20 protein-coding genes are annotated in these 22,069 nt (G+C 65.1%); 9 read left to right on the top strand and 11 right to left on the bottom strand.

What is annotated here, in order from left to right; translation table 11 throughout:
- Position 1: 1 nt before the first annotated feature.
- Both LHL23_RS16055 and LHL23_RS16060 read right to left on the bottom strand, forming a co-directional pair.
- A complete protein-coding gene (locus LHL23_RS16055; protein ID WP_226430666.1) occupies positions 2–1,384 on the bottom strand; it encodes a leucyl aminopeptidase family protein in 1,383 nt (460 codons plus the stop codon).
- A gap of 83 nt (positions 1,385–1,467) precedes the next feature.
- Entirely contained in the window at positions 1,468–1,827 is a 360-nt protein-coding gene (locus LHL23_RS16060; protein WP_222477519.1) for a hypothetical protein, read from the bottom strand.
- A gap of 176 nt (positions 1,828–2,003) precedes the next feature.
- On the opposite strand from LHL23_RS16060, the gene LHL23_RS16065 reads away from it, so the two are divergent.
- Positions 2,004–2,654 (top strand): carbonic anhydrase, encoded by a 651-nt coding sequence (locus tag LHL23_RS16065; RefSeq protein WP_226430643.1) that lies wholly within the window; start codon positions 2,004–2,006, stop codon positions 2,652–2,654.
- Between the two features lie 15 nt (positions 2,655–2,669).
- Here LHL23_RS16065 and LHL23_RS16070 read toward each other — a convergent pair whose 3' ends face one another.
- Positions 2,670–3,833: a DUF3095 domain-containing protein gene (locus LHL23_RS16070; protein WP_226430644.1), complete on the bottom strand. Its 1,164-nt coding sequence runs from the start codon at positions 3,831–3,833 to the stop codon at positions 2,670–2,672.
- A gap of 116 nt (positions 3,834–3,949) precedes the next feature.
- Here LHL23_RS16070 and LHL23_RS16075 point away from each other — a divergent pair, with 116 nt between their 5' ends.
- The 3 genes from LHL23_RS16075 to LHL23_RS16085 all read left to right on the top strand — a co-directional run bounded on the left by LHL23_RS16075 (position 3,950) and on the right by LHL23_RS16085 (position 8,031).
- Entirely contained in the window at positions 3,950–5,122 is a 1,173-nt protein-coding gene (locus LHL23_RS16075) for an MFS transporter (RefSeq protein WP_226430645.1), read from the top strand.
- Positions 5,123–5,204: 82 nt separating this feature from the next.
- A complete protein-coding gene (locus LHL23_RS16080; protein ID WP_222476365.1) occupies positions 5,205–6,227 on the top strand; it encodes an aspartate-semialdehyde dehydrogenase in 1,023 nt (340 codons plus the stop codon).
- 139 nt (positions 6,228–6,366) lie between these two features.
- A complete protein-coding gene (locus LHL23_RS16085) occupies positions 6,367–8,031 on the top strand; it encodes a DUF4139 domain-containing protein (RefSeq protein WP_226430646.1) in 1,665 nt (554 codons plus the stop codon).
- Between the two features lie 198 nt (positions 8,032–8,229).
- On the opposite strand, the gene LHL23_RS16090 is transcribed toward LHL23_RS16085, so the two are convergent.
- From LHL23_RS16090 to LHL23_RS16125, 8 genes are all read right to left on the bottom strand, one after another.
- Positions 8,230–9,000: an HpcH/HpaI aldolase family protein gene (locus tag LHL23_RS16090; protein ID WP_226430647.1), complete on the bottom strand. Its 771-nt coding sequence runs from the start codon at positions 8,998–9,000 to the stop codon at positions 8,230–8,232.
- 15 nt (positions 9,001–9,015) lie between these two features.
- Positions 9,016–9,816 (bottom strand): 2-oxo-hept-4-ene-1,7-dioate hydratase, encoded by an 801-nt coding sequence (gene hpaH / locus LHL23_RS16095; RefSeq protein ID WP_226430648.1) that lies wholly within the window; start codon positions 9,814–9,816, stop codon positions 9,016–9,018.
- A complete protein-coding gene (locus LHL23_RS16100; RefSeq protein ID WP_226430649.1) occupies positions 9,813–10,664 on the bottom strand; it encodes a fumarylacetoacetate hydrolase family protein in 852 nt (283 codons plus the stop codon). The genes hpaH and LHL23_RS16100 overlap by 4 nt, the downstream gene beginning before the upstream one ends.
- Positions 10,664–12,076 carry a pyridoxal phosphate-dependent decarboxylase family protein gene (locus LHL23_RS16105; RefSeq protein ID WP_226430650.1) on the bottom strand — a complete coding sequence of 471 codons (1,413 nt, stop codon included), beginning with the start codon at positions 12,074–12,076 and terminating at the stop codon, positions 10,664–10,666. Before LHL23_RS16105 ends, LHL23_RS16100 begins: the two co-directional genes overlap by 1 nt.
- Before the next feature lie 148 nt (positions 12,077–12,224).
- Positions 12,225–13,205 (bottom strand): 3,4-dihydroxyphenylacetate 2,3-dioxygenase, encoded by a 981-nt coding sequence (hpaD, locus tag LHL23_RS16110; protein WP_226430651.1) that lies wholly within the window; start codon positions 13,203–13,205, stop codon positions 12,225–12,227.
- A 14-nt stretch (positions 13,206–13,219) separates the two neighbouring features.
- Positions 13,220–14,074, bottom strand: coding sequence for a 3,4-dihydroxyphenylacetate 2,3-dioxygenase (hpaD, locus tag LHL23_RS16115; protein ID WP_226430652.1), 855 nt, complete (start codon positions 14,072–14,074; stop codon positions 13,220–13,222).
- 39 nt (positions 14,075–14,113) lie between these two features.
- Positions 14,114–15,625 carry a 5-carboxymethyl-2-hydroxymuconate semialdehyde dehydrogenase gene (gene hpaE / locus LHL23_RS16120; protein WP_226430653.1) on the bottom strand — a complete coding sequence of 504 codons (1,512 nt, stop codon included), beginning with the start codon at positions 15,623–15,625 and terminating at the stop codon, positions 14,114–14,116.
- Positions 15,625–16,017: a 5-carboxymethyl-2-hydroxymuconate Delta-isomerase gene (locus LHL23_RS16125; protein WP_226430654.1), complete on the bottom strand. Its 393-nt coding sequence runs from the start codon at positions 16,015–16,017 to the stop codon at positions 15,625–15,627. Before LHL23_RS16125 ends, hpaE begins: the two co-directional genes overlap by 1 nt.
- A gap of 115 nt (positions 16,018–16,132) precedes the next feature.
- On the opposite strand from LHL23_RS16125, the gene hpaR reads away from it, so the two are divergent.
- The 5 genes from hpaR to LHL23_RS16150 all read left to right on the top strand — a co-directional run bounded on the left by hpaR (position 16,133) and on the right by LHL23_RS16150 (position 21,998).
- Positions 16,133–16,573, top strand: a complete 441-nt coding sequence (hpaR, locus tag LHL23_RS16130; RefSeq protein ID WP_226430655.1) for a homoprotocatechuate degradation operon regulator HpaR — start codon at positions 16,133–16,135, stop codon at positions 16,571–16,573.
- Between the two features lie 273 nt (positions 16,574–16,846).
- Positions 16,847–18,097 carry a sarcosine oxidase subunit beta family protein gene (locus LHL23_RS16135; protein ID WP_226430667.1) on the top strand — a complete coding sequence of 417 codons (1,251 nt, stop codon included), beginning with the start codon at positions 16,847–16,849 and terminating at the stop codon, positions 18,095–18,097.
- A 16-nt stretch (positions 18,098–18,113) separates the two neighbouring features.
- Positions 18,114–18,401, top strand: a complete 288-nt coding sequence (locus LHL23_RS16140) for a sarcosine oxidase subunit delta (RefSeq protein WP_226430656.1) — start codon at positions 18,114–18,116, stop codon at positions 18,399–18,401.
- An 11-nt stretch (positions 18,402–18,412) separates the two neighbouring features.
- Positions 18,413–21,424, top strand: a complete 3,012-nt coding sequence (locus tag LHL23_RS16145; protein ID WP_226430668.1) for a sarcosine oxidase subunit alpha family protein — start codon at positions 18,413–18,415, stop codon at positions 21,422–21,424.
- Entirely contained in the window at positions 21,417–21,998 is a 582-nt protein-coding gene (locus tag LHL23_RS16150) for a sarcosine oxidase subunit gamma (RefSeq protein WP_226430657.1), read from the top strand. The genes LHL23_RS16145 and LHL23_RS16150 overlap by 8 nt, the downstream gene beginning before the upstream one ends.
- The last annotated feature ends 71 nt before the right edge of the window (positions 21,999–22,069 follow it).

The raw sequence follows: 22,069 nt of genomic DNA on the forward strand, positions 1-22,069 counted from the left end.
TTCAGAGCTCCAGCATGTCCGGCAGCGCGGCAAACAGCGCGCGGGCGCCCTGCAGGGCGCCGCCCTTGGGGCGGCCCGGCGCGGCGCTGGGGGTCCAGCCGTAGATGTCGAAATGCATGTAGCGGGTGTCCCCGGCGAAGCGGCGCAGGAACAGGGCGGCGGTGATCGAGCCGGCAAAGCCGCCGGCGGGTGCGTTGTCCAGATCGGCGATGCCGGGTTCGATCATCGTCTCGTAAGGCTCGTGGAAGGGCATCCGCCAGACCGGGTCTGCGGTGCGGGCGGCGCTGGCCGCAAGGGCGGCGGCGTCCTCCTCGTGACCGGTGTAGAACGGCGACAGGTCCGGGCCGACGGCGACGCGGGCGGCGCCGGTGAGGGTGGCCATGGAGACCAGCAGGTCCGGCGCGTCCTCTGCCGCCAGGGCCAGCGCGTCGGCCAGCACCAGGCGGCCCTCGGCGTCGGTATTGTTGTTCTCAACCGTCAGCCCCTTGCGCGACATCAGCACATCGCCGGGACGGAAGGCGGAGCCGGAGACGGCGTTTTCCACTGCCGGGATCAGCACCCTGAGCTGCAGGTTCAGCCCGGCGGCCATGATCATGCGGGCCAGGCCCAGCACGTTGGCCGCGCCGCCCATGTCCTTTTTCATCAGCGCCATGCTGTTTCCGGGCTTGAGGTTCAGCCCGCCGGTGTCGAAACAGACGCCCTTGCCCACCAGGGTGAGCTTGGGGCCGGTGCTGCCCCAGCGCAGATCGATGAGCCGCGGTGCGCGGTCCGAGGCGCGGCCGACGGTGTGGATCAGCGGGAAGTTCTGCTTCAGCAGGTCCTCGCCCAGGGTGACGGAGGCCTCGGCGCCGAACTCCTGTGCCAGGGATTCGGCTGCGGCCTGAAGCTCTGCCGGGCCCATGTCGGAGGCGGGGGTGTTGATCAGGTCGCGGGTGAGGCATTCCGCCGCGGCCAGCGATTCCACGGCGGCGGCATCCACGCCCTCGGGCACTTGCAGGGCGGCGGCTTCGCCGTTGGCGTCCTTGTAGCGGTCGAACCGGTAGGCGGTCAGCAGCCAGCCCAGGGCCTCGCTGGCGGCGTCCTCCGCCGGCAGGCCGGAGGCGATCCGGTAGGTTCCCGAAGGCAGTTTCTGCGCGGCCTCGGCCAGCACAAAGCGGCGGCGCGCGCGCTGGGCGGCGCTGCCGTAACCCGCCAGGGCCATCCCGAGTCCGCCATCGGTGTCCGGCACCGTCAGGGCCTGGCCGCAGGCGCCGGTGAAGCCCTGCGCCTTTGCCCAGGCCTGAACGCGCTGCGGCTGGCCCGAGAGCCAGCTTTCAAAAACATCGCTTGCGATAACATGCACAGGGCAGGCGTCCGGGCCGGGAGCGGCAAATACTGGCGGCATCGAAAAACTCCGGTTGCAATCGGTCTGATGCGCCAGAGTAGCCGCCGCAGCGCGGCCTGCAAGCCCTGCGGGCTGCGGAAAGGTCAGATCGTCATATCCTGCTGGTCCCACACTGCGGTCAGCGAGCGTTCGCCCACCCGCATCAGGCGGAACAGGATTGCGGCCACGGCCGGCGCGTCCTCGCCATCAATCGCTTCGGTCACGTCCCTGGCAATGGTTGCCAGCGCGGTCATGCCGATCTGCTCGGCAATCGCGATCAGCGAGCGGGCGCTTTTACGCAGGTTCGCCATATCGTTCTGCCGCCACAGACGCTCGCAATGCGTCAGGCGGACCGCCATTTCCTCAATCGCCCGGCACACGACGTCCTCGGCACCGGTTTCGCCGAGCTGGTCATACAGCGCGGAAAGTTTGTCTGGATCCAAGCGCACTGTCTCGGAGTGCATCACTGTCAGTATATTGGCCACCACATTCACCCAATTCTTCATGCCCCCACGGCACGTCTGCCAATTTGGAATCCATAAGTTTTCAAAAGGTTTCCGCGGCCGGATCAAATCTCTCGAATTTAGGGACAATGCAGGCTATTACGGCCCGCAACGCGCATTGATCAGAGGACACGACAATGGAATTTGCCAAACCTCTCCCCAGTTACCTGGTGACCCGATACCATGGCTGGAAGGCTACTTCTTATGAGGAAAACCAGGGCTGGTACCGCCGTTTGGCGACAGAGGGGCAGCGGCCGCGGGCGATGGTGATTTCCTGCTGCGACAGCCGGGTGCATGTGACTTCGATCTTCGGCGCCGACCAGGGCGAGTTCTTCATTCACCGCAATATTGCCAACCTGGTGCCGCCGTTTGCGCCCGATGGCGACCACCACGGCACCTCGGCGGCAGTGGAATATGCGGTCACCGCGCTGAAGGTGTCGCATCTGATCGTGCTGGGCCATTCGCAGTGCGGCGGCGTGCAGGGCTGTATCGACATGTGCAAGGGCAACGCGCCGCAGCTGGAGGAAAAGACCAGCTTTGTCGGCCGCTGGATGGACATCCTGAAGCCGAAGTTCGATGGCGTTGCCGACATCGACGATCCGGTGCAGCAGGCGCGCCAGTTCGAGCGCCAGGCGGTGGTTGCCTCGCTGGAGAACCTGATGACCTTCCCGTTCATCGAATCGGCGGTCAAGGCGGGCGAGCTGAGCCTGCACGGGCTGTGGACCGACATCGGCGAGGGCGGGCTGGAATGCTATGACCCGAAGGCGGGAACCTTCGCCCCGGTCTGATCCCGGGCCTGGGTTTCAGGCCGTTGCCTTATCTGAACCAAACGCAGCCGCCAGATTGGCGGCTGCTTGCGTATAGCCGCCCGCGGCGCCGTCGACGAAGTGGATGTGATCGTCCTCCACCGGCGAAGGCACGATGCAGGTGACCATGGCGGCGTCCTGCTCGTGCAGCCCGAACTGCACCAGCCCGGCCGCCGCCGCCTGCTGCAGATGCTGGCGGATGCGGTCGCGGACAGCCGGGGTGCAGTCCAGCGTCATTTTCAGCCCGTCGTCGAATTTGCGGAAATCGGAGTGCGCACGGAGCACCGACAGGTAATGCACCGGGTCAAAGCCGCCGACCCGGCGCCGGGTAAGAAAGATCAGGCCGGCCAGGGCGCTGTGAGCAAACAGGTGGAGTTGCTGCAGGAAGACCGGCAGCCGGCCGTGGGAGGCTTTCGCTTCCAGTGTCAGCCCGGCGGGCGGAAACTGCAGCCGGGGCCCGGATTCCGGGACCGGGTGGCCGCCGTCCTCCAGCTCTGCCGCCAGTTCCAGCACCTCGGCGGCAAGCCGGGCAAAGCCCTGCGGGTCCGCGCCTGGAGCAGGCTGGGCGACCACCGACAGGATGATGCCGTTGCGGGCGGGCGTGTTGCTCCAGCGGCACGACAGGCCCGAGAGGTCAGGCGGCACGGCCCGCGGAACGGCTGCCACCGCGAAGGCGCCGGCTTTCATCTGCGTCTCGGCCCAGGCCAGGCCGCCGCCGCTGAACATGGCGAAATCAGCGTGGTCCGACACCGCGTAGCGGGCGACCCGCACATCCAGCCCCTCTGCCCGGATCCGGCTGAGCGGCAGCATGGCGGCGCGCAGGGAGATGCCGTATTCCGCCTCGGTCCAGCTGCGCAAGGAGCCCAGAACGCGCCCGGCGGTGGCGCGGTGGCGCGGCGGCACCGCAAAGGAGGCGCCGTCGCCGCCGAAGATATAGGGAAAGGCCTCGCCCCCCAGCGCGTTGCGCATGGCGGCGATCACCGCGGCGCCGACCATGTTAACGGTCTTGTAGCGGCCCGCCTGCACCAGCCCGGTGGAATTCACGATATCGGTGCAGCACAGGTGCCAGTCAGACGGCAGCGGTGCAAAGACCGACGGATCGGAAAGATCGCCGAAGGCGCGGACCTTGGGGACGGCGGCATAGAAAGTGTCGGTTGTCATGGGCGTCTGCCCCTCTGTGACCTGCCGTTTCTTCCTAAACAAATTGTGCGCCCGCGCCAAACGTGCAAGCTGTGCGGCAGCAACGAAAAACCGTGGGAACCTTGGGGGGAGGTCAAATGCAGGCAGGGTTGATCTTATTGTGCTTGGCCTATGTGCTGAGCCAGTTTTTCCGGGCCTTCCTGGCGGTGCTTTCGGGGGTGCTGGGGCAGGATATCGGTGCGGCGCCGGATGATCTGGCCTTTGCCTCCGGGCTCTGGTTCCTGTCCTTTGCGGCGATGCAGCTGCCGGTGGGCTGGGCGCTGGACCACATCGGGCCGCGGCGCAGCGCGTCGCTGCTCTTGCTGATCGGCGGCGGCGGCGGCGCGGCGGTGTTTGCCGCCGCCACCGCGCCCTGGCATGTGGGCGCTGCCATGTTCCTGATCGGCATCGGCTGCTCGCCGGTGCTGATGGCGTCCTACTACATCTTTGCCCGCCAGTACCCGCCCGCGCGGTTCGCCACCCTGGCGGCGCTGATGCTGGGGGTGGGATCGGCCGGCAATCTGGTCGCATCCTACCCGACGGCGCTGGCGGTGGACCTGTTCGGCTGGCGCGGCACCCTGGCGGGGCTGGCAGCTGTATCGGCCATCGTGGCGGCGGGGATCTTCCTGACCGTGAGCGATCCGGACAAGCCCGAAGGCGAGCACAAGGGATCGGTCTTTGACCTGCTGAAGATGCCGGCGATGTGGGCGATCTTCCCGCTGATGCTGGTGGCCTATGCGCCGTCGGGCGCGCTGCGGGGGCTGTGGATCGGGCCGTATCTGAGCGACCTCTACGGCCTCAGCACCCAGCAGGTGGGGCTGGCGACGCTGGTGATGGGCGCGGCGATGATTGCGGGCACCTTTGCATACGGGCCGCTGGACCGGATGCTGGGCACCCGCAAATGGGTGATCCTGGGCGGCAACCTTCTGGGCTGCGGCGCCCTGGGCGGGCTGATCCTGGCGGGCGGGCTGCCGGTCTGGGTGCCGGTGGCGCTGATGGCCGCGGTGGGGTTCTTCGGCGCCTCCTTCCCGGTGATCATGGCGCACGGGCGGGCCTTTGTGCCGCCGCATCTGGCGGGCCGGGGCGTCACGCTGCTGAATTTCTTCGGCATCGGCGGGGTGGGAATCATGCAGTTCGCCACCGGCCGCCTCCATGCAAATCTGGCCGGAGCGGACCCATCCTTGCCCTATACAGGCATTTTCGGCTTCTTTTTGGTGTGTCTGGCGCTGGGATGCGCAATTTATCTGCTCAGCCGCGACAGCATGGACTGATCGGCCCCTTTAAACTTGTCCCCAGAGGCAGTATCACTCCGGCGCCGGCCATGAGGCCGGGCAAGACTGGAGAAACAGATAAATGGGTTACCGCATCGTCGTCGTTGGCGCCACTGGCAACGTGGGCCGCGAAATGCTGAACATCCTGGCCGAGCGCCAGTTCCCTGTGGATGAGATCGCTGCGCTGGCAAGCCGCAAATCTCTCGGCACTGAAGTCAGCTTTGGCGATAAGACACTCACTACCCAGGATCTGGACACCTTCGATTTCACCGGCTGGGACATCGCGCTGTTTGCCGTCGGTTCCGCCGCGACCAAGGATTACGCGCCCAAGGCCGCTGCGGCGGGCTGCACCGTGATCGACAACTCGTCGCTCTACCGCTACGACCCGGACATCCCGCTGATCGTGCCGGAAGTGAACCCGCAGGCGATCCACGGCTATGCCAAGAAGAACATCATCGCCAACCCCAACTGCTCCACCGCGCAGATGGTGGTGGCGCTGAAGCCGCTGCACGACCGCGCCAAGATCAAGCGCGTTGTCGTCTCGACCTACCAGTCGGTGTCCGGCTCCGGCAAGGACGCGATCGACGAGCTGTGGAACCAGACCAAGGGCGTTTACGTCCCCGGTCAGGAAGTGCAGCCCAAGGTCTACCCCAAGCAGATCGCCTTTAACGTCATTCCGCATATCGACGTCTTCATGGAAGACGGCTCGACCAAGGAAGAGTGGAAGATGGTGGCCGAGACCAAGAAGATCGTCGATCCGTCGATCAAGGTTACCGCGACCTGCGTCCGGGTGCCGGTGTTTGTCGGCCACTCCGAATCCATCAACATCGAGTTCGAGGATTTCCTGGACGAGGATGAGGCGCGCGACATCCTGCGCGAGGCGCCCGGCATCATGGTGATCGACAAGCGCGAGGCCGGCGGCTACGTGACCCCGGTGGAATGCGTTGGCGATTTTGCCACCTTCATCAGCCGCATCCGCCAGGATTCGACCATCGAGAACGGCCTGAACCTGTGGTGCGTCAGCGACAACCTGCGCAAGGGCGCAGCGCTGAACGCGGTGCAGATTGCCGAGCTGCTGGGCCGCGAGGTCCTGAAGAAGGGCTGAGCCTTTCGTCCATCCGATCAGGGGGCCGCTTCGCAAGAGGCGGCCCTTTTTCTTTTGCGTGGCCTCGGGGCGGGGCGGCAGCTAGGCTTGGCAGCGGGCGGGCGGTTTTGCCCCGCGGATTTTTGATCGAGAGTTGCCAATGCGATTTCCCATGATGGCCTTTGCCTTATCCTCTTTTGCGGCGGCGGCCGCGCCCTTTGCAGCGGCTGAAACCATTGCCGTCAGCAGCACCGTGTCGGAGGTGACGCTGTATCCCGGGCTGGCGGAAGTCACCCGCAGCGCCGCGCTGACCCTGCCGGAAGGGCGCCACCGGCTGATCCTGCAGAACGTTCCGAAATCCGCCCTGCTGGACACCCTGCAGGTGGAGATCGCCGGCGCCCGCCGCGTTGCCACCCTGCTGCGCGAGAATTACGTGCCGCCGCGCGATGCGGATGATCCGGAGGTGGAGGCGGCAGAGGCGCGGGTCCGCGAGGTTGAGGCGCGGATCGCCGCGGTCCGGGACGAGGCTGCGCGGGCGCGCTCCGGGGTGCGGGCGGCCGAGGCCTCGATCACCTTCCTGCAGCAGCTGGGGGCAAACGAAGGGCTGGCAGAGGCGGATGCGGCAGCGCTGAGCGCGATTGCCCGGATGATCACGCAAGAAGCGGCCGGGGCCAGCCAGGCGGCTGTTGCGGCGGAGGCTGAGGCGCGCCGGATCGAGCTGCAGCTGGAGGATCTGCAAGAAGAACTGGCAGAGGCCCGCGCGGCGCTGGCCGCGATCACGCTGGAGGATGAGGACCGGCTGTTCATCGCGGTGGACATAGACGCGGAACAGGCGGGTGAGGGCGCCATCAAGGTGAGCTACTACACCGCGGGCGGCGGCACTATCGGCTGGCAGCCGTCTTATGAGATGCACCTCAGCACCGTGAAGGAGGAGCAGGTGATCCTGAAGCGGGCGGTGGTGCTGGCGCAGGACACCGGCGAGAACTGGCAGGATGTGGCGCTGACCCTGTCGACCGCGGTTCCCGGCGAACAGGGCAGCCCGTCGGTGCTGTACCCCTGGCTGCGCCGGATCGAGGAGCCGCAGCCGCCGCGGGCGCTGAAATCCATGGGGCAGGATCTAGCGGAACTGTCGGCGCTGGCGGAGCCGGCGGCAGCGCCCCCGGCATTCGAGGAAGAGGCGCGCGGCGGCTGGGGGGCTGATCTGAGCGGCGCGGCGGCCACTTACCGGTTCGGGTTGCCTGTGTCGGTTGCCTCCGGCGCCGATCTGCTGCGTCTGGAGATGGACAGCCTGACCGCAGATGCAAAGGTGCGGGCGGTGGCGGTGCCGTCGCGGGATGAGACGGCCTACAGGGTGGCGGCTTTCACCAACAGCTTCGGCGAGCAATTGCTGGCCTCGGCTGAGGTGCCGCGGTTTGTCGATGGCAAGCTGGTTACGGTGGAGCCTTTCGCCGGGCTGGCGCCTGGGGCGGAGATGGAGGCGGGGTTCGGCCCCATCGAGGGCCTGCAGCTGCGCCGCGATGTGCTGGGGCAGAGCGAGGGTGAGCAGGGGCTGATCTCGCGCAGCAACGCGCAGGTGCAGAAGGTGGAGATCACGGTGGAGAACCTGACCGCGCAGGACTGGCCGGTGCGGGTGCTGGACCAGGTGCCCTATTCGCAGCAGGATGATCTGGAGATCGACTGGAGCGCCACGCCGCGGCCAACGGAAGAAAACGTGGAAAAGCAGCGCGGTATTCTGGCCTGGGACCTGGATATTGCGGCAGGGGAAAGCCGCACCATCCAGCTGGACACCACGCTCAGCTGGCCCGAGGGCATGGTGCTGCGCTGATCCCGATCTGGTCCTGGCGCGGCGCCTGGCGACAGAGGCGTTCTCCCGCCCGTCGTCAGGCATTGAAATACCTTCCTCCCGTTGGGCGTGGCACCGCGCATGGCGCGGTGCCACGCCCAAGCCCGCTCCCGCTGCGCTGGCAAAGCCAGGGCTGCGGATGGGCGCGGGAGTGATTCCTGTGCGGTTAGCGGTGCGGGTCTAGTCAGCCTTCCACTTGGCGGCCAGATCGCGGGCGTTTTTGGCCAGCACCATGACGTCGATGCCGACCGCCAGGAACTGTGCGCCCATGTCCGCATAGGCCTGGGTGGCCTCATCCGTGGTGCCGAGGATGCCAGGGGCGAGTCCCGCGGCCTTGATGCGGGTGATGGCATCGGCAATTGCCGCGCGCACCTCCGGGTGGGCGGAGTTGCCCTGGTGGCCCATGTCGGTGGACAGGTCCGCCGGTCCGATAAAGACGCCGTCGATGCCCTCCACCTGCAGAATGTCGTCCAGCGCAGCCATGCCGGCGCGGTTTTCCACCTGCACCAGCAGGCAGACCTCCTGATCGGCGGTTTGGATGTACTCAGTGACCGTGCCGAACATGGTGGCCCGTGCTGCCGTGGCGCCGACGCCCCGCACGCCCTTGGGCGGGTAGTGGCAGGCGCGGACCAGTTCGCGGGCCTGATCGGCGCTTTCGACAATCGGCACCAGCACTGTCTGCGCGCCTGCATCCAGCACCTGCTTGATCATCCAGGTCTCGCCCACCGGCACCCGCACCACCGGGTGGCTGGGCGACGCCGCCAGCGCGATCAGCTGGTCGCGGATCGAGCGGATATCGTTGGGCGCATGCTCGCCGTCGATCACCAGCCAGTCGAAACCGCAGGTGCCCATGATCTCGGCGAGCTGGCCGTCGGCAAAGCTCATCCAGCAGCCGATCTGGCGTTTGCCCTGTGTTAGAGCCTGTTTGAAGCTGTTCTTGGGCGCGGGCATGGGCGGGGCCTCCTGTCAGGCGAAATTGATGGATACGGAACCGAAGGGGCCGAAATCTGCGGTGATTTCCGTGCCCGGCGGGCATTCGATGGGGCGGATGAAAGAGCCCGAGAGCACGATATCCCCGGCCGCGATCTGTTGTCCATATTCCGCCATCCGCCGGGCCAGCCACAGGACCGAGGTGACGGGATCATTCAAGACGCCCGCGCCGAGGCCGGTTTCCTCTACCGTGCCGTTGCGGGATGTGATGGCACCGACCCAGCGCAGGTCGTGTGCGTCAACAGCGTGGCGCTCCGCTCCCAGCACCACGCCGGCATTGGCGGCGTTGTCGCTGATGGTGTCGGTGATGATGCGGGCCTGCCCGGTTGCCGGGTCGGCGCGCAGGATGCGGGTGTCGAGGATCTCCAGCGACGGCGCCACAAAGTCTGTCGCGGCCAGCACATCTGCGCGGGTGCACTCGGCGCCTGCGAGGGGGGATTTCATCACAAAGGCAATCTCCGCCTCCACCCGCGGCTGGATGAAGCGGCCGGCAGGGACGGTGCTGCCGTTCTCAAACGCCATGTCGTCCAAGAGCACGCCGCTGTCGGGGGTGGTGATGTTCAACGCCTGCTGCATGGCGCGGCTGGTGAGGCCGATTTTCCAGCCGATTTTCTTGCGGCCGGAGGCCAGTTTTTGCCTTACCAGAGCCTGTTGCACAGCGTAGGCATCGTCCAGCGTCATGCCGGCATAGGCCAGCGAAAGCAGGCCGCATTGCTGGCCGGTTTGCTCGGCTTTGAACAGTTGGTCAGCGGCGTCCTGGTGCTGCTCCGGGGTCATGTTTCGTCCTCAACGGTGTTTCGCAGAATGCCGATGCCCTCGACCTCGACTTCTACAACATCGCCAGGGGCCAGATATCTTGGCGGATCAAACCGCGCGCCTGCGCCGGTGGGGGTGCCGGTGATGATCACGTCACCCGGCTGCAGGGTGGTGAAGGTGGAGATATAGGCGATCTCCTCGCGGATCGGGAACATCATGCGCGCCAGGGTGTCATCCTGGCGGATCTCTCCGTTTACTCGGGTGACGATGCGGGCCTCATCCAGCTGGGCAGCATCGGTGAAGGGCACCAGCCAGGGGCCGATCGCGCCGGAATTGTCCCAGTTCTTGCCTTGGGTCACGTTGAATTTGGCGTGGCGGACCCAGTCGCGGATGGTGCCCTCGTTCGCCAGTGTTAGAGCCGCAATATGATCGTAGGCATCCTTCGGCTTGATCCGGCGGCCCGGTTTGCCGATCACCACGGCGACCTCGCCCTCGTAGTCCAGCGTGTGGTTTTCCGGCGGGCGGATCAGCGGGCGCCCGGCACCGGTGAAGGAGCGCGGGAAGCGTGGGAACAGGGACATGTGCTTGGGCTGAGCGGAGCCGTCCTTGTATTCCGCATTACGGTCCGGGAAGTTGACGCCGACACAGATGATCTTTTCCGGGTTGGGGATCGGGATCTCATAGCTAAAATCCGTGTGGGTGACGGGTTGGCCCTCGGCGGCCTGAGCCAGTGCGGGCAGGCCGTCTGCCGCGATCACGTCGCGCAGGGTGGGCCAGTGCGGGAACTGCGGCGACAGGGCGATCATGCCGGCGTCCGTCACGGCGCCATAGAAGGTTTCGCTATCGGCGGAGTAGGTAGCAAAGCGCATCAGGTCAGGCTCCTCGCGATTTCGGTGATGACATCGAAGGCCATCATCACGTCTGCCTCAGTTGTTTCGAACTGGCCTGCCTGGAAGCGGATCACCAGTTCTCCATCGAGGCGGGTCTGGGTTATGTAGATGCGGCCATCGCCGTTGATTGCATTGACCAGTCGCAGATTCAAATCGTCCAGATCCGCGGCGCCTTGTGGGGCATAGCGGAACGACCAGAGCGACCACATCGGTGCGCTGGTGATCTCGAAATCAGGCTCGGCTTTCAGCTTTTCGTGCAGCTGGTTCGACCAGTTGATGTGATTGCGCAGCCGCTGGCGCAGGCCCTCCAGCCCGTAGGTGCGGATCAGGAACCAGATTTTCAGCGCGCGAAAGCGGCGGCCGAGCGGCACCGACCATTCGGAATAGTTGATGATGCCGTCATGGCCGTGGGTTTTGAGGTATTCCGGGCTGATCGCCAGGGTTTGAACCAGATCATCCGGGTTCTTCAGGAAATGGGCGGAGCAGTCGAACTGCACGCCGAGCCATTTATGCGGGTTGAAGACGATGCTGTCGGCGCGTTCGACGCCGGGCCAATAGTGGCGGTATTCGGGGCAGATCATCGCGGAGCCTGCCCAGGCAGCGTCCACATGGGTGTAGAGGCCGTATTTCTCGGCCACGTCCAGCACTTGATCCACCGGGTCGGTGGCGCCCACCCCGGTGCCGCCGACGCAGAGGATTATGCCCGCGGGCTGATGGCCTGCGGCGAGGTCGGATTGGATGGCGGCCTCCAGCGCGTCGGGGTCCATGCCGCGCCAATCGCCCTTTATAGGGATGCGGATCAGGTTCTGCTGGCCGATGCCTGCGACCCAGATGGCGCGGTCGATGGAGGTGTGGACCTCGGAAGAGCAGTAGATGCGAAGGGCCTTTTGCCCGAACAGACCCTGCTGGTTGCCCTGCCAGTTCAACGCCTTTTCCCGCATGGTCAGCACCGCGGCGAGAGTGGCGGAAGAAGCGGAGTCCTGAATGACACCCTGGAACTGGTCCGGCAGGTCCAGCGCCTGGCGCAGCCAGTCCATCATCCGCGTTTCCATCTCGGTCGCCGCTGGAGAAGTCTGCCACAGCATGCATTGCGGCGCGATGGCCGAGGCCAGGAATTCCGCCAGCACCGAGGGCGCGGCGGCGTTGGAGGTGAAATAGGCAAAGAAGCGGGGGTGCTGCCAATGGGTGATGCCGGGCATCACGATGTCCTCGAAATCGTGGAAGATTGCCTCCATCCCCTCGCCGTCCTCAGGCGGGGTTTGGGGCAGGGCGTTCAGCACCTCGCCGGGTTCGGTTTTGGCGCGCACCGGGCGGTCGCCGACGGTCAGGTGGTAGTCCTGCGTCCAGTCCGCGACCCGGCGGCCCCATTCAGAGAAATCATCCCATTTCATTTGTTCATCCTCTCAATGGACGCGGGGCGGTCCTCAATCGTCCTATCTTCAGCCCGGCTGCACCGCCGGGCCGCGCCTGCCTGCCCCCCGGCAGGCGCGTTCGCGCCCGCCCAGGCAGCCGCGCCCCTCAGCTTTGGTACCGAGAGGTTCAAGGTGCAATAATCGGCTGCGCGTTCAAGGCGCTGGGTTTCGGGGCGGTGCCTTCGAAGACGGAGCCTTCCTCGAACCAGCTGCGCGGCGCCGGGGCGCCCCAGAGGGTCTGGCGCTGCGGGTCGGTGAGCGACCACTTGATCGGCTCCAGATCCGGGTCGACGGTCTGGTAGTCGGAGCAATAGATTTCAATCCGGTGGCCGTCGGGGTCGCGCACATAAAGGAAGAAGGCGTTGGAGATGCCGTGGCGGCCGGGGCCGCGCTCGATGTTATCGACGTAGCCGGTGGTCGACATCAGATCCAAGAGGTCGATGATGTTGAGCGGGCTCGGCACCCAGAAGGCGGTGTGGTGCAGGCGGGGGCCGAGCCCGTTGGTGAAGGCCACGTCATGCACGCCGCCCTTGCGGTGCATCCAGGCCGCCCAGACCTTGCCGCTTTCGTCATCCTCGGTGAACTCGGTGGTCCGGAAGCCCATCTCGTTATAGAAGGCAACCGCCCCGTCCACATCCGCGCTGAACATGTTGAAATGGTCGATGCGCAGCGGTTTTACCCCGTTATAGAGCCTGTATTTCTGATGGATCGGCTCCAGCCGGTCCATTTTCACATAGAACTCCAGCGGGATGCCCCAGGGGTCGCGGGTGCGCAGGGTCTTGCCCATGTGCGGGCGCTCGACCCATTCGACGGGCAGGTCCTTGGAGGCGAAGAACTCGGCGGCCTTGTCCAGGTCGGGCGCGTCATAGAGCTTGAAGCCCAGAACCCCGACCGAGGCCGTATCCGCCTGAACCAGAACGATGCAGTGGTGGCCGCGTTCCTCCATCGCGCGGAGATAGATGCGCTCGCTGTCTTCATGCGTCACCTGCAGGCCGAGGGTATCCACATAGAAGGCGCGGGAGGCGGCGAGGTCGGTCACGGCGTATTCGACATGGCTGAGCCGCACGATGTTGAAAGGCGGATAGAGGTTCGGGGCGGGGACGGGCATTGGGGGGGCTCCTATTACTGAACCGGGAAGATCACGTTGGTCTGACCGGTGCCGGAACTGGGAAAATACTCGGTGATCACTTCGCAAGGGGCGGTGTAGCTGTCCCAGCCAAGCGCGCCGTAGAGCATGGCGGTGTCGTGCATGGAGCCTTCGCCGCAGCAGAACTCGGCGTATTCGCCCAGCAGCCTGAGGAAGGTCGCGTGGTCACCCTTCTGCCACAGCTCCAGCACCCGCAGGTCCATCTGGCGGTTGAACTCGGAGCTGATGGTGAAGGTGCCGTTGTTGGCGGCATAGTCCTTGTTCGCCCAGATCTTGTGGCTGAGCGAGCCGGAGGCGACCAGCAGCACCTTGCTGTCCGAGGCCTCGACCGCCTCGCGGATGGCTTCGCCGATCACCCGGCTTTCGTCGTGATCGTGGACGGTGCACCAAGCGGCGATGGAGACCACCTTGAAATCGCCCTCGCGGCTCATGAAGCGCATCGGCACAAGGGTGCCGTATTCCAGTTCCAGCGAGTCGAGCTGGTGCGACAGGGTGTAGACGCCCTTGTCCGACGCTTTGGCGGCGATGGCATCGCCCAAGGCCGGGTTGCCCTCGTACTCATAGGGCAGGTTCTGGATGAACTGAGGGAATTCGTTGGAGGTGAACAGCCCCTTGAACCGGGTGTTGGCGTTGATGTGGTAGCCCGCGTTGATCACCCAGTGGGTGTCGCAGATCACGATGGTGTCGGCACCGAGCGCCTTGGCACGGCGGGCGATTTCCCGGTGGCCGTCAATGGCGGGCTTGCGGGCACCCTCCAGCCGGCCGGGCTGTTCCGACATCAGCATGGTTGGCACGTGGGTGCATTTGGCAGCGAGAACGATTTCTCCCATGGTCTTCTCCTCAAAGACTGGTTGCGCGTTTCCTTGAGGTCAGGCGCCGAGGCGCGGGATCTTGTGCTGGCCCAGGGCAAAGCCGATGTGTTTCTGTTCCATGTAGAACTCGAAAGACCAGTCGCCGCCGTCGCGGCCGATGCCGCTGGCCTTGACCCCGCCAAAAGGGGTGGGCAGGTGGCGGACGTTTTCCGAGTTCACCCAGATCATTCCGGCCTCCAGCGCGTTTGTGAAGCGCAGGGCGCGGGTGAGGTCGTTGGTCCAGACATAGCCGGTGAGGCCGTATTGCGTGTCATTGGCCAATGTTAGAGCCTCATCCTCGTCTTTGAAACGGATTGCGGTGAGGACCGGGCCGAAGATTTCCTCCTGCGCGATGGTCATATCGTTGGTGGCATTTGTGAACAGCGTCGGGCGGACGAACCAGCCTTGATCGCCAACACGGCTGCCGCCGGCGGCGATTGTGGCGCCGTCCTGTCTGGCGGTCTCGAAATAGGATGTGACCTTGTCGAAATGCACCTTGTGGATCAGCGGGCCGACTTCGGTGGCGGGGTCCAGCGGGTGGCCGACGCGGATGTTGTTGACGCGCTCGATCAGCTTGGCCTCAAACGCCTCCGCGATGCTTTCCTGCACCAGCAGGCGCGAGGAAGACGTGCAGCGCTCGCCGTTCAGCGAGTAGATCATGAAGATCGCGGCATCGAGCGCGCGGTCGAGGTCGGCGTCGTCGAAGACCACCACCGGGTTCTTGCCGCCCAGTTCGAAGTGCACGCGTTTCAGGGTGTCGGCGCCCTGTTTCATGATCATCGAGCCGGTCTTGCTTTCGCCGACAAAGGCAATGGCCTTGATGTCCGGGTGTTCGGTCAGCGCCTTTCCTGCGTCCTCGCCAAAGCCATTGACCAGGTTCCAGACGCCTGCGGGTAGTCCGGCCTCATGGGCGATCTCGGCCAGGATGCGGGCGGTGAGGGGGGAGAACTCGGCCGGTTTGTGGACCACAGTGCAGCCGGCAGCCAGCGCCGGGGCGATCTTCCACGTGGACAGCATGAAGGGCGTGTTCCACGGGGTGATGACGCCCACCGGGCCGATCGGCACCCGGGTGGTCACATTCATCAGCGTCGGCGATTGCAACTGCTGGCCGTCGCGGGCGGAGGTGGCCTTGTCAGCGAAGAAGCGGAAGTTTTCGGCGCCGCGCAGGGCGGCCTTGGACATGAAGCGCAAGGCCTGGCCAGTGTCCCAGCATTCGCACAGGGCGATTTCCTCGGCGCGTTCGACGATCAGATCGGCGATGCGGTGCAGGATCTTCTTGCGCTCCAGCGCGGGCATGTCGCGCCATGCCGGGAAGGCGGTCTTGGCGGCCTGAGCAGCGGCGTCGATGTCTCCTGCGGCGCCTTTGGCTACGGAGCAAATAACACTCTCGTCTACTGGTGAAGAGGTTTCAAAAGTGGCGCCGGAGGCGGCGGGGCGGCTTTCACCGCCGATAAGGTTCAAAATGCCGCCCTCGCGGAAGCGGGCCAGGTGGCTGTTCAGCGTTTCGATGTTGGTGGTCAGGTCGCTCATCACTGGTCCGCCTTTTGCATGTGGTCGCGGATGGTGCCGCATTTCGGGGAAAGCTCCGGGTCGATGTCGCGCATCTCCAGCGAGAGCGCGATGGAATGCTGCTGCAGGGCCGGTTCCAGAAAGGCTTGGGCTGCGTCGAACACCGCCTGGGTGGCGCGTTTGCGGGTGTCGAGGTCACGGCCCGCGCGCAGCCGGATGGAGATGTCGATATAGCCGTGCTGCGGATCGCCGTCGGCAATCGAGACATGATTGGCCGCAAAGGCGCGCACCCGGATGCCAGCCAGAGGAAACACGCCGGTCGCCGCTGCGGCCTGCCGCAAATGGCGGCACAGCGCAGCGATGTCGGTGCGCTCCTCCATATTGGCCGAGTAGTCCAGCGTGATGTGCGGCATGTCCGGTACCTCTCCTAAATTACTTAACATGTTTAGCAAAATGTACAGCGTTGAGTCAAGCAGAAGAAACCCAAGCGGCAATTGCGTTTAGCCGGAAGCGGGGTGATAATCACGCATGACCAGGATGATGCCCTCCACCGACCGTTCGCTGCCAATCGCCCTTCTGCGGGCGCGGGAGCGCGTGATGGGTCCGATCCGTGCCCTGCTGAGCGGCGCGGGGCTGACCGAGCAGCAATGGCGTGTGCTGCGGGTGGTGCAGGAAAGCGGGCCGATCGATCCGACCCAGATCGCGGACAAGGCCTGTTTGCTGCTGCCCAGCCTGACGCGCATCCTGCAGAAGCTGGAGGAAAAGCAGCTGATCAGCCGGGAGCGCGACCAGCAGGACCGCCGCCGCCAGGTGGTGCAGATCTCTGCGGCGGGGGAGAAGATCATTGCCGACAACCTGGAGGCCAGCCTGGAGCTGATGGAGCGCACCCGCCGGAAGATGGGGGCGGAACGCTATGAGGCGCTCCTGGATCTGCTGAACGAACTGGATGAGATCGATCTGGCGGAGTGAGTCGCCGGTGCCGCATATGGCGCGGATGGCGGTGTCCGTGGCGCAAACCGGCCTGGCAGCATTTTCTGGCGGCTGACACGGCAGCGGCTTATCTTTTAATTTAATAACATAGACTTAACTCGAAAAAGGGTCCGTGAGGTTGTGGCGGGTCATGCTGCATCTGCATTGGTGATTTCCCGCCTGTGACGCAAATGGCGCGGCCGATGTCCGAAATCCCCCTGTGAAATGACGCATTTCTCAACGATTCTGCCGGGGACAGTTGATGAGGACATCATGCGGTACTCCGGCCTGAAAGTGATCAAGGAGGCCCTGACGGGCCACAAGGGATGGCGCCCGACCTGGCGCGATCCAGAACCCAAGAAAAGCTACGATGTGGTGATCATCGGCGGCGGCGGGCACGGGCTGGCGACGGCCTATTACCTGGCCAAGAACCACAACATCACCAATGTCGCGGTGATCGAGAAGGGCTGGATCGGCGGCGGCAACGTCGGCCGCAACACCACCATCATCCGCTCCAACTACCTGCTGGACGGCAACGAGCCGTTTTACGAGCTGTCGCTGAAACTGTGGGAAGGGCTGGAGCAGGACTTCAACTACAATGCCATGGTCAGCCAGCGCGGCATTCTGAACCTGGTGCATACGGACGCGCAGCGCGATGCGGCGCGGCGCCGGGGCAACGCGATGATCCTGAACGGCTCCGACGCGGAGCTGCTGGACACCGACGGCGTGCGGGCGATGTACCCGTTCCTGAACTTCAACGACGCGCGCTTCCCGATCAAGGGCGGGCTCTTGCACCGCCGCGGCGGCACCGTGCGCCACGACGCGGTGGCCTGGGGCTATGCCCGCGGCGCCGACCTGCGCGGTGTCGACATCATTCAGAACTGCGAAGTCACCGGCTTCAAGATCGAGAACGGCAAGTGCCTGGGTGTGGAGACCACCAAGGGCTTCATCGGCGCCAACAAAGTGGCGAGCTGCGTGGCAGGCTCCTCCAGCCGGGTGATGGAGAAGGCGGGCATGCGTCTGCCGATCGAAAGCCACGTGCTGCAGGCCTTTGTCTCTGAGGGGCTTAAGCCGGTGCTGGACGGGGTTATCACCTTTGGCGCGGGCCACTTCTATTGCAGCCAGTCGGACAAGGGCGGGCTGGTCTTTGGCGGCGACCTGGACATGTACAATTCCTATGCGCAGCGCGGCAATCTGCCGGTGGTCGAGGACGTGATGGAGGGCGGCATGGCCCTGATCCCGGCGCTGGGCCGGGTGCGGATGCTGCGCAGCTGGGGCGGTATCATGGACATGTCGATGGACGGCTCGCCCTTCATCGACAAGACCCATGTGGACGGCCTCTATTTCAACGGCGGCTGGTGCTACGGCGGGTTCAAGGCCACTCCGGCCTCGGGCTGGTGCTATGCGCATCTGCTGGCGACCGATACCCCGCACAAGGTGGCAACGGCCTACCGGCTCGACCGGTTCCGCAAGGGGCTGATGATCGACGAAAAGGGCCAGGGCGCCCAGCCGAACCTGCACTGAGGAAAGGACAGAAGCGATGATTATCAACCATCCGATCCTCGGGCCGCGGGATTCGCAGGAGTTCACCTATCTGGGGGACGCCAGCCTGATCGACCGGCCGGACTGGCAGGCCGACAATGCAGCGGATCAGTTCCACGTCTACCTGTATCTGCGCGACAACCCGGCGGGCGAGCACCGCGAGCTGTGGTTCCATGAGCAGGGCGACCGGTCCTGGCTGGTGGTGACCCGCAACACCGTGACCCATGAAATCCTGAATGTCGAACTGGCCCGTGATGTGGCCCGGGCAAGGGGGCGCAGCAAATGACTGACGCAGTGATGAATGCCGGCCGCGTGGCCTTTCAGGCCGACGGCAGCACCGGCGCCCGCAAGGGGGTGCAGGTGAACCGCCTGGATGGCGGGCTGATCAAGGGCAGCAAGGCGCTGAGCTTCACCTTTGATGGCAAGAGCTACAAGGGGTTCGAGGGCGACACGCTGGCCTCGGCCCTGCTGGCAAACGGCGTGCGGCTGATGGGCCGGTCGTTCAAATACCACCGCCCGCGCGGTGTGCTGACCTCTGGCTCTGAAGAGCCCAACGCGCTGGTCGAGCTGCGCAGCGGCGGGCGGCAGGAGCCGAATACCCGCGCCACCGTGGCGGAGCTGTATGATGGGCTGGAGGCGAACTCGCAGAACCGCTGGCCGTCGCTGCAGCATGACTTCATGGCGATCAATGACCGGTTCTCGAACTTCCTGACCGCGGGTTTCTATTACAAGACCTTCATGTGGCCGGCCGCGTTCTGGGAGAAACTGTACGAGCCGATCATCCGCAAGGCGGCGGGTCTGGGCAGCATCAGTTTCGAGGCGGACCCGGATGCCTATGACAAGGGCTTCCTGCATTGCGATCTCTTGGTGATCGGGGCCGGCCCCACCGGCCTGATGGCGGCGCTGACTGCGGGCCGGGCCGGGGCGCAGGTGATTATTGCCGACGAGGACTTCCTGCTCGGCGGGCGCCTGAATGCGGAAACCTTTGGCATCGGCGATCTGGCCGGGTCTGCCTGGGTCGAGCAGGCGCAGGCGGAGCTGGCGGCGATGCCGAACGTGCGGGTGATGCCGCGCACCACCATCATCGGCGCCTTTGACCACGGTATCTATGGCGCAGTGGAGCGCACCGCTGACCATGTTCTGGCACCGGAAGCGGGCAAGCCGCGGCAGATCCTGTGGCGGATCTATTCCAAGCGGGCGATGCTGGCGGCGGGCGCCACCGAGCGGCCCATCGCGTTTGAGAACAACGACCGCCCGGGCGTGATGCTGGCCGGTGCGGTGCGCGCCTATGCCAACCGCTGGGCGGTGACTCCGGACCAGACGGTTGCGGTCTTTACCAACAACGACGACGGCCACCGCACTGCCGCCGACCTGATCACCAAGGGCGTCAAGGTCACCGCGGTGATCGACACCCGCGCCGATGCGCCCAAGGTCGAAGGTGCCGAGCTGTTTGCCGGTGCCCAGGTGATCGACACCAAGGGCCGGCTGGGGCTGGAATGGGCACGGGTGCGCTTGGCAAACGGCACCACCCGCGACGTGCCTTGCGGGGCACTGGCGGTGTCCGGCGGCTGGAACCCGAACGTGCATCTGACCTGCCACCAGCGCGGCCGCCCCGCCTGGCGCGAGGATATTGCGGCCTTTGTGCCCGCGGGTGAGCTGCCGCAGAACATGTCGGTGGCCGGTGCCGCCAATGGCGATTTCTCCACCGCTGCCGCATTGCGCGCTGGTGCCGAGGGGGCCGTGGCCGCGCTGTCGGAGCTGGGGATCGAAGCGAAAGCTGCCGATCTGCCCGAGGCCGAGGGCGCGCCCATTAACGTGACTCCCTTCTGGTATGTGAAGGAAGGCAAGGGCCGCGCCTGGCTGGACCAGCAGAACGACGTCACCGTCAAGGACGTGAAACTGGCGCATCAGGAGAACTTCCGCTCGGTCGAGCACCTGAAGCGCTACACCACCCTTGGCATGGCGACCGATCAGGGCAAGACCTCCAACATGGGCGGTCTGGCGATCATGGCCGAACTGGCGGGCAAGCAGATCCCCGAGGTCGGCACCACCATGTTCCGCCCGCCCTATACGCCGGTGTCCTTCGGTGTGATGGCAGGCCGCTCGGTGGGCGAGGAGTTCCGCCCCACCCGCAAGACCCCCAGCCACAAATGGGCCGAGGAGCAGGGCGCGGTGTTTGTCGAGGTCGGCCAGTGGCTGCGGGCGCAGTGGTTCCCCCAGGCGGGCGAAACCCATTGGCGCCAGTCGGTTGACCGCGAGGTGCTGCAGACCCGCAACTCTGTCGGTGTCTGCGACGTGACCACGCTGGGCAAGATCGACGTGCAGGGCAAGGACGCTGCCGAGTTCCTGAACAAGATGTATGCCAATGCCTTTGCCAAGCTTCCGGTGGGCAAGGTCCGCTATGGCCTGATGCTGCGCGAGGACGGCATTGCCTATGATGACGGCACCGCGGCGCGTTTTGCCGAGGATCATTTCGTGGTGACCACCACCACCGCCAACGCAGTTCTGGTCTACCGCAACATGGAATTTGCGCGCCAGTGCCTGTTCCCTGACATGGATGTGCAGCTGATCTCGACCACCGAGGCCTGGGCACAGTTCGCGGTGGCGGGTCCGAATGCCCGTAAGCTGCTGCAAAAGGTCGTGGACCCCGAGTTCGACATCTCGAACGAGGCGTTTCCCTTCATGGCTTGCGGGGAAGTGACCGTGGCGGGCGGCTGCCGGGCGCGGCTGTTCCGGATCTCCTTCTCGGGCGAGCTGGCCTATGAGATCGCGGTGCCAACCCGGTACGGCGATGCGATGATCCGCAAGCTGATGGAAGCGGGCGAGGAGTTTGGCGCTGTTCCTTACGGCACCGAGGCGCTGGGCGTCATGCGGATCGAGAAGGGCCATGCGGCCGGCAATGAGCTGAACGGCACCACCTCGGCGCTGAACCTCGGCATGGGCAAGATGGTCAGCAAGAAGAAGGACTGCATCGGCAACACGCTGAGCGAACGACCGGGCATGAACCAGGAGGATGCGCTGAAGCTGGTGGGCTTCAAGCCGGTGAATGCCGCCGATCCGGTGCAGGCCGGGGCGCATCTGATGAACGCCGATGGCGAAGTCAGCGCGGCCACCGATCAGGGCTATATCACCTCTGCCGCCTATTCGCCGGTGCTGGGCTGTTCGATCGGGATCGGCTTCCTGAAGCGCGGCGACAGCCGCAAGGGTGAAGTGATCCGCGCGGTCAACCCGCTGGAGGGCAAGGAAACCCAGGTCGAAGTTGTCAGCGCGCATTTTGTGGATCCGGAAGGGGAGCGTCTCCGTGGGTAAGTTTGATAATCATGGGCTCAAAGCCATCTCTCCGCTGGGCGGGCATGAGCCGCGGGTGGATGTCTTCACAGGTCTCCAGATCCGTGAAGTCACCGACCGGGCGCTGGCCTCGCTGGCGGCACGCCAAGGCAGCGAAGATGCGGTGAAATCTGCGGCTGCTTCTTATCTGGGCGGGGCGTTGCCGGAGGCTGCCGGCTGGAGTGAGCACGGTGTGTTTGCTGCCTGGTGGATGGGGCCGGACCTGTGGATGGTTTCTGCCCCGCATGACAGCCACGAACTGATGGCGGCGGATCTGAAGCAGGCAGTGGGCGAGGCTGGCTCCGTTGTGGAACAGACCGACGGCTGGTGCCGCTTCGACATGGAAGGGCCGCGCTGCTTTGATGTGCTGGAACGGCTGTGCAACGCCAATGTCCGTGCGGGCAAGGGGGGCGATGCCACCCGTACCTCGATGGAGCATCTGGGTGTGTTCCTGCTGTGCCAGACCCCCGGGCAAGGATATTCGATCATTGGCCCGCGGTCCTCTGCCGGCTCGCTGCATCATGCGCTGGTGGCGGCGGCGAAATCGGTGATCTGAACAGAAAAAGGCCGGTGGTTTCTGAGAAAACCACCGGCCTTTTTGTGCCTGGTCTTTCCTGTTTGGGCGGG

The sequence above is a fragment of the Leisingera sp. McT4-56 genome (genome assembly GCF_020514995.1).
Taxonomy (GTDB): Bacteria; Pseudomonadota; Alphaproteobacteria; order Rhodobacterales; family Rhodobacteraceae; genus Leisingera; species Leisingera aquaemixtae_A.

Bases quoted from the DNA above. Each gene is read 5' to 3' on its own strand.
- LHL23_RS16055 (WP_226430666.1), bottom strand. From the start codon at position 1,384: ATGCCGCCAGTATTTGCCGCTCCCGGCCCGGACGCCTGCCCTGTGCAT.
- LHL23_RS16060 (WP_222477519.1), bottom strand. From the start codon at position 1,827: ATGCACTCCGAGACAGTGCGCTTGGATCCAGACAAACTTTCCGCGCTG.
- LHL23_RS16065 (WP_226430643.1), top strand. From the start codon at position 2,004: ATGGAATTTGCCAAACCTCTCCCCAGTTACCTGGTGACCCGATACCAT.
- LHL23_RS16070 (WP_226430644.1), bottom strand. From the start codon at position 3,833: ATGACAACCGACACTTTCTATGCCGCCGTCCCCAAGGTCCGCGCCTTC.
- LHL23_RS16075 (WP_226430645.1), top strand. From the start codon at position 3,950: ATGCAGGCAGGGTTGATCTTATTGTGCTTGGCCTATGTGCTGAGCCAG.
- LHL23_RS16080 (WP_222476365.1), top strand. From the start codon at position 5,205: ATGGGTTACCGCATCGTCGTCGTTGGCGCCACTGGCAACGTGGGCCGC.
- LHL23_RS16085 (WP_226430646.1), top strand. From the start codon at position 6,367: ATGCGATTTCCCATGATGGCCTTTGCCTTATCCTCTTTTGCGGCGGCG.
- LHL23_RS16090 (WP_226430647.1), bottom strand. From the start codon at position 9,000: ATGCCCGCGCCCAAGAACAGCTTCAAACAGGCTCTAACACAGGGCAAA.
- hpaH (WP_226430648.1), bottom strand. From the start codon at position 9,816: ATGACCCCGGAGCAGCACCAGGACGCCGCTGACCAACTGTTCAAAGCC.
- LHL23_RS16100 (WP_226430649.1), bottom strand. From the start codon at position 10,664: ATGCGCTTTGCTACCTACTCCGCCGATAGCGAAACCTTCTATGGCGCC.
- LHL23_RS16105 (WP_226430650.1), bottom strand. From the start codon at position 12,076: ATGAAATGGGATGATTTCTCTGAATGGGGCCGCCGGGTCGCGGACTGG.
- hpaD (WP_226430651.1), bottom strand. From the start codon at position 13,205: ATGCCCGTCCCCGCCCCGAACCTCTATCCGCCTTTCAACATCGTGCGG.
- hpaD (WP_226430652.1), bottom strand. From the start codon at position 14,074: ATGGGAGAAATCGTTCTCGCTGCCAAATGCACCCACGTGCCAACCATG.
- hpaE (WP_226430653.1), bottom strand. From the start codon at position 15,625: ATGAGCGACCTGACCACCAACATCGAAACGCTGAACAGCCACCTGGCC.
- LHL23_RS16125 (WP_226430654.1), bottom strand. From the start codon at position 16,017: ATGCCGCACATCACGCTGGACTACTCGGCCAATATGGAGGAGCGCACC.
- hpaR (WP_226430655.1), top strand. From the start codon at position 16,133: ATGACCAGGATGATGCCCTCCACCGACCGTTCGCTGCCAATCGCCCTT.
- LHL23_RS16135 (WP_226430667.1), top strand. From the start codon at position 16,847: ATGCGGTACTCCGGCCTGAAAGTGATCAAGGAGGCCCTGACGGGCCAC.
- LHL23_RS16140 (WP_226430656.1), top strand. From the start codon at position 18,114: ATGATTATCAACCATCCGATCCTCGGGCCGCGGGATTCGCAGGAGTTC.
- LHL23_RS16145 (WP_226430668.1), top strand. From the start codon at position 18,413: ATGAATGCCGGCCGCGTGGCCTTTCAGGCCGACGGCAGCACCGGCGCC.